This is a genomic window from Streptomyces sp. NPDC059695 (assembly GCF_042733785.1).
Classification (GTDB): domain Bacteria; phylum Actinomycetota; class Actinomycetes; order Streptomycetales; family Streptomycetaceae; genus Streptomyces.
Map to the genome: position 1 here is coordinate 282,093 of NZ_JBHWFF010000002.1, position 15,040 is coordinate 297,132.

A 15,040-nucleotide genomic window follows, 5' to 3' on the forward strand; every position below is an offset into this window, starting at 1 on the left:
GGTATGTGCCCAGGTGAGGTCCGTCTCTCCCTCGAACACGGCTACGGGACCACGCCCGACGCCCCGTTAGTGTGGATGGCCTGCGTACGCGATGCCTGGAGGTTGTCCCGTGTCCTGGTCCGCCCTTGCGGCTGCCACCGAACCCGATCCGATGCCGGTGACCCTGGACGAGGCCGCGGAGAAGGCCACGAACGCGGCGTCCTGGGTGGAGGAGAACTGGTCCACCTGGCTGAACACCGGGCTGCGCATCCTGCTGATCCTGGTCGTGGCGCTGCTGCTCCGGATGGCCGTGCGGCGGGCCCTGACGAAGCTGATCGAGCGGATGAACCGCTCGGCGCAGGCGGTGGAGGGGACGGCGCTCGGCGGTCTCCTGGTGAACACCGAGCGGCGGCGGCAGCGCTCGGAGGCGATCGGGTCGGTGCTCCGCTCGGTGGCGTCCTTCCTGATCCTGGGCACGGCCGGGCTGATGATCCTCGGCGCCTTCAAGATCGACCTGGCGCCGCTGCTCGCCTCGGCCGGTGTGGCCGGTGTGGCGATCGGTTTCGGCGCGCGGAACCTGGTCACGGACTTCCTGTCGGGCGTCTTCATGATCCTGGAGGACCAGTACGGCGTCGGTGACTCGGTCGACGCGGGCGTGGCCTCCGGCGAGGTCGTCGAGGTGGGCCTGCGGGTGACCAAGCTGCGCGGGGTGGACGGCGAGATCTGGTACGTCCGCAACGGCGAGATCAAGCGGATAGGGAACCTCAGCCAGGGCTGGGCGACGGCCGGTGTGGACGTCACCGTCCGGCCGACGGAGGACCTGGACAAGGTGCGGGCCGTGATCGCGGAGGCGGGCGACGCCATGGCGAAGGAGGAGCCCTGGAACGAGCGCCTCTGGGGTCCGGTGGAGGTGCTCGGCCTGAGCGAGGTGCTGCTGGACTCGATGACGGTCCGGGTCTCGGTGAAGACGATGCCGGGCAAGAAGCTGGGTGTGGAGCGGGAGCTGCGCTGGCGCATCAAGCGGGGTCTGGACGAGGCCGGGATCCGGATCGTGGGCGGGCTTCCGCCGCAGGCCGAGGAGTCCCCCGCCGACCCGACGGCGGGCATGGCGGCCCCGTCGGCGTTCGCCTCGGCGACCTCGCCGCAGTCGGCGGCGGCGACCCCGCTGCCGAGGCCGGACCTCTCGAAGTAGTCCCGGGGAGCCCCTCCCCTCTCCACCCCCCCCCGCGGGTAACGCTTTGGTTGCCTTCGGGGGCGTGTCGCGTTCCCGGGTATTGACGCCCCCGTGACGGCCGCCTTACCTTCCTCCCAACCCAATAGGAAACTTTCCTAACAGTGCTGATCACGGCACTGCGGCCACCGTACGAGGGCAGGTGCCAGTTCCATGGCCGGTACGACCCAGGGGATCCCCGGTACACCGCGCGTCCTGCGGGCCATGAACGACCGCGCGGCCCTGGACCTGCTCCTGGAGCACGGCCCCCTCTCGCGGACCCGGATCGGCAAGCTCACCGGCCTGTCCAAGCCGACCGCCTCCCAGCTGCTCGCCCGCCTCGAAGCGGCCGGGCTCGTCGTCGCCACCGGCACCACCGAGGGCCGGCCGGGACCCAACGCCCAGCTGTACGCGGTGAACGCCCGGGCCGCGTACGCCGCCGGACTCGACGTCGACCAGCACCGCATCCACGCCGCCGTCGCCGACATCACGGGCGAGATCACCGGCGAGTTCGAGCTCCGCACCCCCGGCCGCTCCGCGTCCGGCGTCGTCCGCCAGGTCACCGAAGCCCTCGACGGGGCCGTCAAGGCCGCCGGGATCACCCGTGAGGACGTGCGGCGCCTGGTCATCGGCACCCCCGGCGCCTTCGACCCGGCCACCGGGCGCCTGCGGTACGCCTCCCACCTGCCCGGCTGGCACTCCCCCACCCTCCTGGAGGAGCTGGCCGCCACCCTTCCCATGCCGTTCGAGTACGAGAACGACGTCAACCTCGTCGCCGTCGCCGAGCAGCGCCTGGGCGCCGCCCGGGGCCACGAGGACTTCGCCCTGCTGTGGAACGAGGGGGGCCTCGGCGCCGCCCTCGTCCTCGGCGGGCGGCTGCACCGCGGCTTCACCGGGGGCGCCGGCGAGCTCGGCTTCCTGCCCGTGCCCGGCACCCCGCTGGTCCGGCAGGTCACCAAGGCCAACTCCGGCGGCTTCCAGGAGCTCGCGGGCATCCAGTCCGTGCCCCGGCTCGCCCGCGCCGCCGGGATCGAGACGCCCGACCATCCGTTCGTACCGGTGGTGACGGGGCTGCTCTCGCACGCCGCCGATTCGCACGGCGAGGACCCCCGGTACGCCGAGCTGCTCGACCGGTACGCCGAGCGCCTCGCCACCGGACTCGCCTCGCTGGTGGCGGTCCTCGACCCCGAACTGATCGTGCTGTCCGGGGACGCCCTCGTCACCGGCGGCGAGCCCCTCCGCGCGCGCGTGCAGGCCGAACTCGCCGACCTCGCCCCCTCCCGGCCGCGCCTCGTCCTCTCCACCGTCCGCCGCAGCCCCGTCCTGCGCGGGGCGCTCGAAAGCGCCCTCTCCACCACGCGCGACGAGGTCTTCGACACCTCACGCTGACCCCTCCCCACCCCTCGCCGAAGCCCGACACCCCCACCAGGGAGACACCGTCATGCCCGTACGTCCGCGCGGCACGGCCGCAGCGCTCGCCGCCACCGCCTCGATAGCCCTCTTCGCCACCGCCTGTACCGGTTCCGCGAACAACGCGGCCACCGACGACCCCAAGGCCGCGACGACCATCACCTTCTGGCACGGCTGGGCCGCCCCTGCCGAGGTCAAGGCGATCGAGGACAACGTCGCCCGCTTCGAGAAGGCCCACCCGAACATCAAGGTGAAGCTCGTCGGCGGCATCAACGACGACAAGCTGGGCCAGGCGCTGCGCGCGGGCGGGTCGAACGGCCCGGACGTCGTCGCATCCTTCACGACGGCCAACGTCGGCAAGTTCTGCGCCTCGGGCTCGCTCGCCGACCTCAAGCCGTTCATCGAGAAGGACAAGCTGGACCTCGACAAGATCTTCCCGAAGGTCCTCCAGTCGTACACGCAGTTCGAGGGGAAGCGCTGCTCCCTGCCGCTGCTCTCCGACGCGTACGGCCTCTACTACAACAAGGACCAGTTCAAGGCGGCCGGCCTCGACCCGGAGGCCCCGCCGAAGACCTGGTCGCAGTTCACCGAGGTCGCCAAGAAGCTGACCAGGGCCAAGGGAGACTCGTACGAGAGGCTCGGCTTCATGCCGACCTACCTCGGCTACGAGACCGTCCTCTCCCACTACATGTCGCAGTGGAAGCACGGCGGGTACTTCGACGCGGACGGGAAGTCGACCGTCGGGAAGGACCCGGCGTTCGCCGAGGCGATCACCTACCAGAAGTCCCTGGTCGACGCCCTGGGCGGATTCGAGAAGCTCGACCGGTACCGCGCCGCCTTCGGCGACGAGTGGGGCGCCCAGCACCCGTTCCAGACGGGCCAGGTCGCCATGCAGCTGGACGGCGAGTGGCGGCTGAACTTCATCAAGAACGCCAAGGTGGGCTTCGAGGTCGGCGTCGCGCCGCTGCCCGTCGCCGACGACGACATCGCCGAGTACGGCAAGGGCTACCTCTCCGGCACGATCATGGGCATCGCCCCGCAGAGCAGGAAGCAGAACGCGGCCTGGGAGCTGGTCAAGTACATGACCACGGACACCGGGGCCGTGGTGAACTTCGCCAACGGCATCGGCAACGTCCCCTCCACCCTGGACGCGCTCAAGTCCCCGGACCTGAAGTTCGACGCGCGCTTCAAGACCTTCCTGGACATCGCCCGGCACCCCGCGTCCACCACCTCCGACGGCGCGGTCAACGGCTCCGCCTACCAGGAGACCCTGCAGAAGTTCGCCGGGCAGTACGAGAAGGGCCAGGTCACGGACCTGAAGCAGGGCCTCGCGGACACCGCCGCCCAGATCGACCGCGACATCGCCGCGGCGAAGTGACGGTCACCCGCCCATGAGTACGGACACCCTGCACGCGAAGGAGGCGGCCGCCCCGGCCGCCGCCTCCCCCGAGGCGCGGAACACCCTGCGGTCGAAGCGGCGCCGCGACGCGCTGCGCACCGCGCTGTTCATGTCGCCCTGGCTGATCGGATTCGGCTTCTTCTTCGCCTATCCGCTCGGCTCCACGCTGTACTTCTCGTTCATGCGGTACGACGGCCTCAACCCGCCGGCCTGGCGGGGCCTGGACAACTGGTCGTACGTCTTCTCGGACTTCCCCCAGTTCTGGCCGGCCCTGCAGAACACCCTCTGGCTGGCCGTCGTGATGGTCTCCTGCCGGGTGCTCTTCGGTCTCGGCATCGGCCTCCTGATCACCAAGATCAAGACGGGCGCCGGCATCTTCCGCACCCTCTTCTACCTGCCCTACCTGGCCCCGCCGGTGGCCGCCACGCTCGCCTTCGTCTTCCTGCTCAACCCCGGCACCGGACCGGTCAACTCGCTCCTGGAGGCGGTCGGCATCCCCGCCCCCTCCTGGTTCAACGACGCGGACTGGGCCAAGCCGGCCCTGACGGTCCTCGCCGTGTGGGGCGTCGGCGACCTCATGGTCATCTTCATGGCCGCCCTGCTCGACGTGCCGAAGGAGCAGTACGAGGCGGCCGAGCTGGACGGCGCGTCCCCCTGGCAGCGCTTCCGCTACATCACGCTGCCGAACATCTCGCCGATCGTGCTCTTCGCGGTCGTCACCGGGATCATCGGCGCGATGCAGTACTACACCCAGCCGATCGTGGCCTCCAAGGTCGCCTCGGGCGTGATGGGCGGCTCCGGCGTCACCTTCGTCCCCGGCTACCCGGACGACTCCACGCTCACGCTGCCGCAGCTCGTCTACAGCCTCGGCTTCAGCCAGTTCAACTACGGCGCCGCCTGCGTCGTGGCACTGGTGCTCTTCGCACTCTCCATGGCCTGCACCGCCCTGCTCATGCGCAGGCGCGGCGGCCTGATCGGCTCGGGTGACTGAACCATGACGACCACGACCGCCCCCCTGCGGGCCGGGGCGAGCCCCGCCGCGAAGCGGGCCCGCCGCAAGGCGCTGCTGCACTGGATCGCCGTGCACTCGCTCGGCATCGCCGCCGCCCTGTTCTTCGTGCTCCCGTTCGTCTTCGTCCTCCTGACCTCCCTGATGAGCGACCAGCAGGCGCTCACCCGGGACCTGACACCGAACTCCTGGCACTGGGACAACTACGTCCGGGTCTTCCGGACGGACGGCTTCCTCACCTGGTGGAAGAACTCCCTGCTGTACGCCGGACTGGGCACCGCGCTCGTCGTGGTGTCCTCGGTCCCCGTGGCGTACGCCCTCGCGAAGTTCCGCTTCCGGGGCCGGCACCTGTCGCTGCTGCTCGTCATCGCGATGATGATGCTGCCGCCGCAGGTCGTGATCATCCCCATGTACCTGTTCTGGGCGAAGCAGATGGACCTCTCCGGCACCCTGTGGCCGCTGATCATCCCGATGGCCTTCGGCGACGCCTTCGCCATCTTCCTGCTGCGCCAGTTCCTCCTGACGATCCCCGACGAGTACGTCGAGGCCGCCCGGATCGACGGCTGCGGCGAGTTCCGCACCCTGATCCGGATCGTGCTCCCGATGGCGAAGCCCGGCATCGCCGCCGTCGCCCTCTTCCAGTTCTTCTACTGCTGGAACGACTACTTCGGACCACAGATCTACGCCTCCGAGAACCCCGGTGCCTGGACGCTCAGTTACGGCCTGGAGTCCTTCAAGGGCGCGCACCACACCGACTGGAACCTGACCATGGCCGCGACCGTCCTGGTCATGGCCCCCGTGATCCTCGTGTTCTTCTTCGCGCAGAAGGCGTTCGTCGAGGGAGTCACCCTGACCGGAGTGAAGGGCTGAGAGAGATGAAACTCGCTGTCGTGGGGGGCGGATCCACCTACACCCCCGAACTGATCGACGGATTCGCGCGCCTGCGCGACACCCTGCCCATCACCGAACTCGTCCTCGTGGACCCGGCCGCCGAGCGCCTGGAGCTCGTCGGCGGACTGGCCCGGCGGATCTTCGCCCGGCAGGACCACGACGGGAAGATCGTCACCACCACCGACCTCGACGCCGGCGTCGAGGGCGCCGACGCCGTCCTGCTCCAGCTGCGGGTCGGCGGGCAGGCCGCCCGCGAGCAGGACGAGACCTGGCCGCTGGAGTGCGGCTGCGTCGGCCAGGAGACCACCGGCGCCGGCGGCCTCGCCAAGGCGCTGCGCACGGTCCCGGTCGTCCTGGACATCGCCGAGCGGGTCCGGCGCACCAACCCGGACGCCTGGATCATCGACTTCACCAACCCCGTCGGCATCGTCACGCGCGCGCTGCTCCAGGCCGGCCACAAGGCCGTCGGCCTGTGCAACGTGGCCATCGGCTTCCAGCGGAAGTTCGCGAAGCTCCTCGGTGTCGCCCCTTCCGACGTCCACCTCGACCACGTCGGGCTCAACCACCTGACCTGGGAGCGGGCCGTACGGCTCGGGGGCCCCGAGGGCGAGAACGTGCTGCCCCGGCTGCTCGCCGAGCACGGCGACGCCGTCGCCGACGACCTCCGCCTGCCGCGCCCGGTCCTCGACCGGCTCGGCGTCGTCCCCTCGTACTACCTGCGGTACTTCTACGCGCACGACGAGGTGGTGCGGGAGCTCGGCACGAAGCCCTCGCGCGCGGCCGAGGTCGCGGCGATGGAGCGCGAACTCCTGGAGATGTACGGGGACCCGGCGCTGGACGAGAAGCCGGCGCTGCTCGCCAAGCGGGGCGGCGCCTTCTACTCGGAGGCGGCCGTCGACCTGGCGGCCTCGCTGCTGGGCGGCGGAGGATCGCCGTACCAGGTGGTGAACACGTACAACAACGGCACGCTGCCGTTCCTGCCGGACGACGCCGTCATCGAGACGCAGGCCGCGGTCGGCGCCGGGGGCGCCACGCCGCTGCCGGTCGCGCCGGTGGACCCGCTGTACGCCGGCCTGATCGCGAACGTCACGGCCTACGAGGACCTGGCCCTGGAGGCGGCGCTGCGCGGCGGCCGCGACCGGGTGTTCAAGGCGCTGCTCGCCCACCCGCTGGTCGGTCAGTACGCCTACGCCGACGGGCTCACCGACCGGCTGATCGCACACAACCGGGAGCACCTCGCGTGGGTGTGAACCTGAACGGCACGCTCCTCGCGGTCGACGCGGGGAACAGCAAGACCGACGTCGCGGTGATCGGCCGGGACGGCACCGTCCTGGGGTCGGCGCGCGGCGGAGGGTTCCAACCGCCGGTGGTGGGGGTGGAGACGGCGGTCGACGGGCTCGCGGAGATCGTGGGCCGGGCGTGGGAGGAGGCCGGCGGCGCCGGGCTCTCCCCCGCGTTCACCCATGTCGCGGCCTGTCTCGCCAACGCCGACCTGCCCGTGGAGGAGGCCGCGCTCCAGGAGGAGCTGCTCGGCCGGGGCTGGAGCCGGTCCGTGCGGGTGCACAACGACACCTTCGCGATACTCCGGGCCGGTCTCGACGAGCCGCGGGGCGTCGCCGTGGTGTGCGGGGCCGGGATCAACTGCGTCGGGATGACGCCGGACGGGCGGACCGCGCGCTTCCCCGCGATCGGGAAGATCTCCGGGGACTGGGGCGGCGGCGGCGGACTCGCCGACGAGGCCCTGTGGTTCGCCGCGCGGGCCGAGGACGGCCGGGGCCTGCCCACGGCCCTCGCCGACGCGCTGCCCGCGCACTTCGGCCTGGGGTCGATGTACGCGCTGATCGAGGCGCTGCACCTGGGCGGGATCGCGGTGGAGCGGCGGCACGAACTGACGCCGGTGCTCTTCGCGGTCGCGGCCGGGGGCGACCCGATCGCGCTGTCGCTGGTGCACCGGCTCGCCGAGGAGGTGGTCGCCATGGCGGCGGTCGCGCTCCGCCGGCTGGGGCTGCACCGGGAGGAGGCCCCGGTGATGCTGGGCGGCAGCGTGCTCGCCGCCCGCCACCCGCAGCTGGAGGAGCGGATCCGCGAACTCCTGGCGGCGCGGGCGCCGGAGGCAGTGATCGGTTTCGTGACCGCGCCGCCGGTCCTCGGGGCGGGGCTGCTCGCCCTGGACGAGGCGGACGCGGGCCCGGAGGCGAAGGCCCGGCTGCGGGAGCGGTACGGGGCCTGAGCGCGGGACCGGTGCGGGGTGTCCCGTCGGGGCGACGGGGCACCCCGCACGCATGTTCACCTGTTCGAGCGATGGCCGGAAGGGAACCGATTCCGGCCGGAAGGCGTATTCAAGGTGAGGGGGTTCGCCTCCTGGGACACGGGGGGCATGGGGCACGATAGGCACAAGATCCAGTCAATCCCGGTGTGCGGACGGCCCCCTGAGGCCATACTGCTGGCCGGGTGCTCCTCCACCGGACCGGTCCCACCGGCCCCCGGCCGGACGGGCCGACGTCAGCGACCGAGGGGGAGGTCAAGTGACACACCCGCCGAACGCGTCCGCCGCCTCGACGGCGCCGGGCACGGCTCCGGCGCCCGCGCGCCCCGGCACGGTGCCCGCGCAGCCGTCGGCCGCGCCCGCCGCCGCGCCGCCCGCCGGCCGAGGCGCCTGGGCGGTGGGCCGGGAGCGGCTGCGGGAGGCCGCGACCACCGAGCCCGGCCGGCTCCAGATCCTCGGGGCCGTACTGGCGCTGCTCGTCGTCGCGTTCGGGGCGGTCACCGCCCTGGAGGTCACCGACCGGGCCACCGCCGCCGACGACGTGGTCAGCCGCAGCCAGCCCCTGAGCGCCGACGCCGCCGCCGTCTACCGCTCGCTCGCCGACGCCGACGCCACCGCCGCCGCGGGATTCCTCGCCGGCACCCTGGAGCCCGCGGAGTCCCGGGCGCGGTACACCCGGGACATCACCACCGCCTCCCGGCTCCTCGTCAAGGCCGCGGCGAACACGGACGGTTCGTCGGCATCGGCCCGCGAGATCGCCACCCTCAACGAACAGCTCCCGCGCTACACGGGCCTGATCGAGCGCGCCCGCGCCGCCAACCGGCAGGGCCTGCCGCTCGGCGGCGCCTATCTGCGGTACGCCAACCAGCAGATGTCCACCTCGATGCTCCCGGCCGCCGAGCGGCTGTACGCGGCGGAGACCGCGCGGCTGGACCGGGACGACGACTCGGCCCGCACCCGGCCCTACCTGTCGCTCGCGCTCGGGCTGCTCGCCCTCGGCGTCCTGCTCTGGGCCCAGCGCCGCACCTACGCCCGCACCCACCGGGTCTTCAACCACGGGCTGCTCGCCGCCACCGCAGCCACCGTGGTCGTCCTGCTCTGGCTCGCCGCCGCACACACCATGACGCGGAGCGGTCTCGACAGCGCGCGGGCGCACGGGCAGGAGTCCCTCCAGGTCCTCAACACGGCCCGGATCAGCTCCCTCACCGCCCGCGCAAACGAGAACCTCACCCTGGTCGCCCGGGGCGCCGTCCTCGCCGAGGACGGCAAGACCGACAAGTACGAGGCGGACTACACCGCGAGCATGGGCTCCCTGACGACGGCGCTCGCCCGGGCCCGCGAGCTCGCCGACGACGACGCCGGTCGCGGCCCGGTCGACGAGTCCTCCGAGCACGCCGCCGCGTGGCGGGAGCGCCACAAGGACGCCCGCGCCAAGGACGAGGCCGGCGACTACGAGGGCGCCCTCGGCCGGATCGTCGGAGCCGGGGACTCCACGGGCCGTTCCTTCGACGAGGTCGACGCGGCCCTGGAGAAGGCCCTCGCGCACGAGCAGATCGAGTTCACCCGCTCCGCCGGGGACGCCAGGGACGCGCTGACCGCGCTGCCGCTGGGCGCGGCGGCCCTCGGGATCCTGGGTGCGGCGGGCGCCGTGCTCGGCATCAACCGCAGACTGTCGGAGTACCGGTGAGAGGGGGCGGGATGCCGAACGGCACGGACCCGCTGGTGCGGCGGGCGGGCGGGCGGCTCCGGGGCTGGGGCGGGGTCGCCGCGATGGCCCTGGCCTGCGGGCTCACCGCCTCGCTCACCCTGCTGCCGCTGGCACAGGACGGCGGCACCGCGGCGGCCGCGCCGCGGACGAGCGGCCCCGGCGTGGGGACCGGTGTCCAGGTCAAGGCCGACACCTGCGAGCACCCCGAGGCCTCGCTCCCGCCCTCGTCGGCGGACGGCCCGGCGATCCGGGCGATCAAGGAGCGCGGGAAGCTGATCGTCGGCGTCGACCAGTCCAGCTACCGCTGGGGCTACCGGAATCCGGAGAAGGGCGTCCTGGAGGGCTTCGACATCGACCTGGCCCGGGCGATCGCCAAGGACGTCCTCGGCGACCCGGAGGCGATCATCTTCCGGACGATCCCCACCAACCAGCGGATCGCCGCCCTGGACAGCGGCAAGGTCGACCTCGTCGTGCGCACCATGACGATCAACTGCAAGCGGATCGAGCAGGTCGCCTTCTCCACCGCCTACTTCCGGGCCGGACAGCAGGTCCTGGCGCCCAGGCTCGACCGGAGCATCACCGGCTACGACTCCTCGCTGAGCGGCAAGCGGGTGTGCACCGCCGAGGGCTCCACGGCCTACGACGCCCTGGAGGAGAAGTCCTTCGGCGCGGTCTTCAAGGACGAGGGCGACGGCACCAAGGATGACAAGGACCTGCTGACCGTCCCCAACCAGCTGGACTGCCTGGCCCGGCTCCAGATGGGCGAGGTCGACGCCGTCGTCACCGACAACGCCCTGGCGGCCGGCCAGGCCGCGCAGGATCCGGCGGTCGAGCTCAAGGGGAAGCCGTTCACCGAGGAGTACTACGGGGTCGCGGCGAGGCTCGGCAACGACGACCTGGTCCGCCGGGTCAACCAGGTCCTGGTGGGCTACCGGCAGGGCCCCTGGCAGAAGGCGTACCGGGAGTGGCTGGAGAAGGACCTGCCGGGGATAACGGGTCCGCCCGACCCGCTGTACAGGTAGCCGGCACGCGACCCGAAGGAACACCCCCGAACACGAAGCGGAAGGACTGACCGATGGGCGTCACGGGACCCCCCGGGCCGGTGATGGACCGGGACGAGGTGGACCGTGCGCTGGCGCGGCTCGGCGCCGAGCACAAGGCGGTCGAGGACTCGCTCCTCGCGCTCCAGGACCACGCGGGCCGCAGGCTGCTCGAAGGGGCGGAGCTGACCGGCACGACGCGGGACCGCTGGGCGGCCGCCGAGCGCACCATCACCCTGCTCTGGACCTGCTTCGACGTGTACACCGGCGCCCTGCGGGAGGCCCGTGAGGTGCGGGCGCGGCGCCGCTGGCCCGGCCGGGAGGAGCTCGTCGAGCTGACCGACCGGCTGCGCGGCGACACCGTGCTCGTCCCGGGCGGGGCCGCCGAGGGCGCCCTGCTCACCGAGCGGTTCAGCCTGGAGGGCCTCGTCCGGCGGATGAACGAGCTGTACGCCTCCTCGCTCGACCTGGTCGTCACCGCCGACGCCGTCTGGTCGGCGCTGCCCGCGCGGATAGACCTGCTCGCCGCCGAGCTGGGCCGGACGCGTTCGCTGGCGCACTCGGTCGGCGTGCGGCCCGGGGAGCACCCGGCGGGGGACGAACTGGAGACGATCACGGCCGAGCTGACCGCGCTGCGCTCCCGGGTCGTGACCGATCCGCTGGCGTTCTGGCGCCCGGCGCCGGGGAGTTCGGCGCCCGGCGGCGGACGGCCCGACACCGAGCGGTACGACCGGGCCGCCCTGGCCCTGGAGGAGATCCGGCGCGAGATCGAGGCGGTCCTCGCGGTCCGGCAGGACTCCGAGGACCGGCTGCTGCGGCTGCGGGACGTGCTCTCGCGGGCGGACCGGACGCTCGCCGAGGCGCGGTCGGCGCGCGTCGAGGTCCTGGCGAAGATCGCCGCCTCCGAGGTGCCGGCGGTCAGCGGGCCGCCGATCGTGCTGCAGGAGCGGCTCGCGGCCGCCGCCGAGTACCGCCGGCACGCCCAGTGGCACCGGCTCTCCCCGCTCCTGGACTCCCTGGAGCGGGAGGCGGAGGACGAACTGCTGCGGGCCCGCGAGTCGTTGACGGCGGTCACCGCCCCGCTGGCCGTCCGGGCCGAGCTGCGCGGCCGGCTCGACGCGTACAAGGCGAAGGTGGCGCGGCTCGGCGCGGCGGAGGACCCGGTGCTCGTGGAGCGGTACGACGCGGCGCGCCGGATGCTGTGGAGCGCGCCCTGCGACCTGCGGGTCGCGGAGCAGGCGGTGCTGCGCTACCAGCAGGCGGCGGCGGACGTGCTGTCCGGGCCGAGGGACACCCGGGGCGCGGGAGACGCGGGAGGACGGCAGTGGTGAGCGGGGAGACGGGCGTGGGGAGCTGTCAGCGTCCTTCGTGCGAGGGTTCGTACGAGGACATGGGAGGCGGCGAGCTGTACTGCGACACCTGCGGGCTCGCGCCGGTCGTCGCGCCCGGGGGCCTGATCGGGTCGACCCCGACCGGGATGGCCGTGCCCGGCCGGGGCACGGGCGGTGTCGGGGGGCCGGACTCCGGTTCGTCGCGCAGTGGTTCCCGTGCCTCCTCGCGCGCCTCGTCCCGCTCGTCGACCTCACGGCGTTCGGTGTCCGGCCGGCTCTCGCGCTCGGTCTCCGGCGCCTCCACGGGCCGCTCGGTGTCGGTGCGCAGCTCGGGCACGTCGACCGGGCAGTCCGCGCGGAACCGCCTGGGCGCGGGACTGGTGACGATCCCCGAGGTGCCGCGCCCGGATCCGCGGGGCGCGGTGATGGAGAACGCGGAGGTGCCCGAGCGGAAGCGTTTCTGCTCCCGTTCGGACTGCGGTGCTCCGGTGGGCCGTTCGCGGGGTGACCGGCCGGGACGCACGGAGGGCTTCTGCACCAAGTGCGGGCACCCGTACTCCTTCGTGCCCAAGCTCCGGGCCGGGGACATCGTGCACGGGCAGTACGAGGTCGCGGGCTGCCTCGCGCACGGCGGGCTCGGCTGGATCTACCTCGCCGTGGACCGCGCCGTCTCCGACCGGTGGGTGGTCCTCAAGGGCCTGCTCGACACCGGCGACCAGGACGCCATGGCCGCCGCGATCTCCGAGCGCCGCTTCCTCGCCGAGATCGAGCACTCCAACATCGTCCGCATCTACAACTTCGTCGAGCACCTCGACCAGCGCACCGGCTCCCTCGACGGCTACATCGTCATGGAGTACGTCGGCGGCAAGTCCCTCAAGGAGATCGCCAACGACCGGCGCACCCCCGACGGCCGGCGCGACCCGCTTCCGGTGGAGCAGGCCTGCGCGTACGGCATCGAGGCCCTGGAGGCGCTCGGGCACCTGCACAGCAGGAACCTGCTGTACTGCGACTTCAAGGTCGACAACGCCATCCAGTCCGAGGACCAGCTGAAGCTCATCGACATGGGCGCGGTCCGGCGGATGGACGACGACGAGTCCGCGATCTACGGCACGGTCGGCTACCAGGCGCCCGAGGTGGCCGAGGTCGGCCCGTCGGTGGCGAGCGACCTCTACACGGTGGCCCGCACGCTCGCCGTGATGACCTTCGACTTCCAGGGCTACACGAACGTCTTCGTGGACTCGCTGCCCGACCCCGGGCACATCGAGGTCTTCCGGACGTACGAGTCGTACTACCGCTTCCTGGTCCGGGCGACCGACCCGGACCCGGCCCGCAGGTTCGCCTCCGCGCAGGAGATGGCGGAGCAGCTGACGGGAGTGCTGCGCGAGGTCGTGGCGCTCCAGTCCGGCCGGCCGCGCCCCGCGCTGTCGACGCTCTTCGGCACGGAGGTGCGGGTCACGGACACCACCCTGTTCGCCGAGCTGACGGAGGACGTGTCGCTGCTCGGCGCCCGCCGGGGCCGCGGGCGGTCCCGGACGGCTCCGGCCGCGCTTCCGCCCGGTGCGGTGCCGGGGCAGGCCCGGCCCGCCGGGGCGGGCGCGCTCCCCGGCCCCGGGCTCGGCGGGCTGCTCGCGCCGGTCGACGCTCCCGCCACCGCGCTCGCGCTGCCCGTGCCGCGCGTCGACACCACCGACCCCAACGCCGGATTCCTCGCGGGTCTCGCGGCCGCCGCCCCCGGCGAGCTCCTCGGGGCGCTCCAGGGCGCGCCCGCGCCCTCGGCCGAGCTGCGGCTGCGCACCCTGCGGGCCCAGCTGGAGCTGCGCGACCTGCCCTCCGCCGCGCGGACCCTCGCCGGACTCGAGGAGCGGGACCCGGACGACTGGCGGGTCGTCTGGTGCCGGGGCGTCGCCTCCCTGGTGACCGGGGACCACGAGCACGCGGCGCTGGCGTTCGACGCGGTGTACGACGCCTTCCCGGGCGAGCCGGCGCCGAAGCTGGCCCTCGGGATCTGCGCCGAGGTCCTCGGCCAGCTGGACAACGCCGCCGAGTACTACCGCCTGGTGTGGGCGACGGACCCGAGCTTCGTCAGCGCGGCCTTCGGGCTCGCCCGGGTGCGGCTCGCGGCGGGCGACCGCACCGGAGCCGTCCAGGCCCTGGAGTCCGTACCGGAGGCGTCGATCCACTACACGGCGGCGCGGGTCGCGGCCGTGCGGGCGCGGCTGCGCAGGCGCCCGGCGCACGAGCCGCTCGGCGCCGATCTGACGGCGGCCGCCGCGCAGGTCTCCGCGCTCCAGGGATTCGGTCTGGACGCGGTGCGCCGGGAGCGGTTGTCGACGGAGGTCCTCGGGACGGCCCTCGACTGGGTACTCTCCGGTAGTCCCGGTGCGGCACCGGGCGGCGGCGCGCTGCTGCTCGGCAGTGAACTGGACGAGCGCGGACTGCGCTTCGGCCTCGAACGCTCGTACCGGGTGCTGGCCCGGCTCGCCCAGCGGGGCGAGGAGAGGATCGAACTGGTGGAGCGGGCCAACCGCTTCCGCCCCCGGACGTGGGTGTGAGGATGTCCCAGAAGCCGAAGCCGTCGCACGGACTCGCCGCCTGCCCGGGCTGCGCGGAGCCGCTGGAGTCGGGTGACCGGTTCTGCGGGGCGTGCGGCTACGACCTGTCGGCCGCACCGGCCGCCGACGATCGCCCCACGGGGGCGATCGGCACCCCCCGAGGCAGGCCCGAAGCCCCCCCCCGCGGACCCCGGTCGCGGTGGAAGGCGCACCCACACCCCGGCGGCCTACCCGGGCCCCGCTCG

Annotated in this window: 12 protein-coding genes; all 12 read left to right on the forward strand. The window is 73.1% G+C overall.

What is annotated here, in order from left to right; genetic code table 11:
* The first annotated feature begins 91 nt into the window (after positions 1-91).
* Positions 92-1,171, forward strand: coding sequence for a mechanosensitive ion channel family protein (locus ACFV2S_RS03870; RefSeq protein WP_383794648.1), 1,080 nt, complete (start codon positions 92-94; stop codon positions 1,169-1,171).
* 192 nt (positions 1,172-1,363) lie between these two features.
* Positions 1,364-2,578: an ROK family protein gene (locus tag ACFV2S_RS03875; protein WP_385553945.1), complete on the forward strand. Its 1,215-nt coding sequence runs from the start codon at positions 1,364-1,366 to the stop codon at positions 2,576-2,578.
* Positions 2,579-2,630: 52 nt separating this feature from the next.
* Positions 2,631-3,977, forward strand: a complete 1,347-nt coding sequence (locus ACFV2S_RS03880; protein ID WP_385553947.1) for an ABC transporter substrate-binding protein — start codon at positions 2,631-2,633, stop codon at positions 3,975-3,977.
* A gap of 13 nt (positions 3,978-3,990) precedes the next feature.
* Positions 3,991-4,989 carry a carbohydrate ABC transporter permease gene (locus ACFV2S_RS03885; protein ID WP_383794641.1) on the forward strand — a complete coding sequence of 333 codons (999 nt, stop codon included), beginning with the start codon at positions 3,991-3,993 and terminating at the stop codon, positions 4,987-4,989.
* Positions 4,990-4,992: 3 nt separating this feature from the next.
* A complete protein-coding gene (locus ACFV2S_RS03890) occupies positions 4,993-5,877 on the forward strand; it encodes a carbohydrate ABC transporter permease (RefSeq protein ID WP_385553949.1) in 885 nt (294 codons plus the stop codon).
* Positions 5,878-5,882: 5 nt separating this feature from the next.
* A complete protein-coding gene (locus ACFV2S_RS03895; RefSeq protein WP_385553951.1) occupies positions 5,883-7,148 on the forward strand; it encodes a 6-phospho-beta-glucosidase in 1,266 nt (421 codons plus the stop codon).
* On the forward strand, positions 7,145-8,128 hold the full coding sequence (locus ACFV2S_RS03900) for an N-acetylglucosamine kinase (RefSeq protein ID WP_385554370.1): 984 nt from the start codon (positions 7,145-7,147) through the stop codon (positions 8,126-8,128). Before ACFV2S_RS03895 ends, ACFV2S_RS03900 begins: the two co-directional genes overlap by 4 nt.
* 295 nt (positions 8,129-8,423) lie before the next feature.
* Positions 8,424-9,851 (forward strand): hypothetical protein, encoded by a 1,428-nt coding sequence (locus ACFV2S_RS03905; RefSeq protein WP_385553953.1) that lies wholly within the window; start codon positions 8,424-8,426, stop codon positions 9,849-9,851.
* An 11-nt stretch (positions 9,852-9,862) separates the two neighbouring features.
* Complete coding sequence (locus ACFV2S_RS03910) at positions 9,863-10,894, forward strand: glutamate ABC transporter substrate-binding protein (protein ID WP_385553955.1); 1,032 nt, start codon at positions 9,863-9,865, stop codon at positions 10,892-10,894.
* A 53-nt stretch (positions 10,895-10,947) separates the two neighbouring features.
* Positions 10,948-12,243, forward strand: coding sequence for a hypothetical protein (locus tag ACFV2S_RS03915; RefSeq protein ID WP_385553957.1), 1,296 nt, complete (start codon positions 10,948-10,950; stop codon positions 12,241-12,243).
* A gap of 59 nt (positions 12,244-12,302) precedes the next feature.
* Entirely contained in the window at positions 12,303-14,795 is a 2,493-nt protein-coding gene (locus tag ACFV2S_RS03920) for a tetratricopeptide repeat protein (protein ID WP_385553959.1), read from the forward strand.
* Positions 14,796-14,797: 2 nt separating this feature from the next.
* Positions 14,798-15,040 (forward strand): zinc ribbon domain-containing protein (locus ACFV2S_RS03925; protein ID WP_385554372.1); only part of this gene is annotated, 243 nt, incomplete at its 3' end.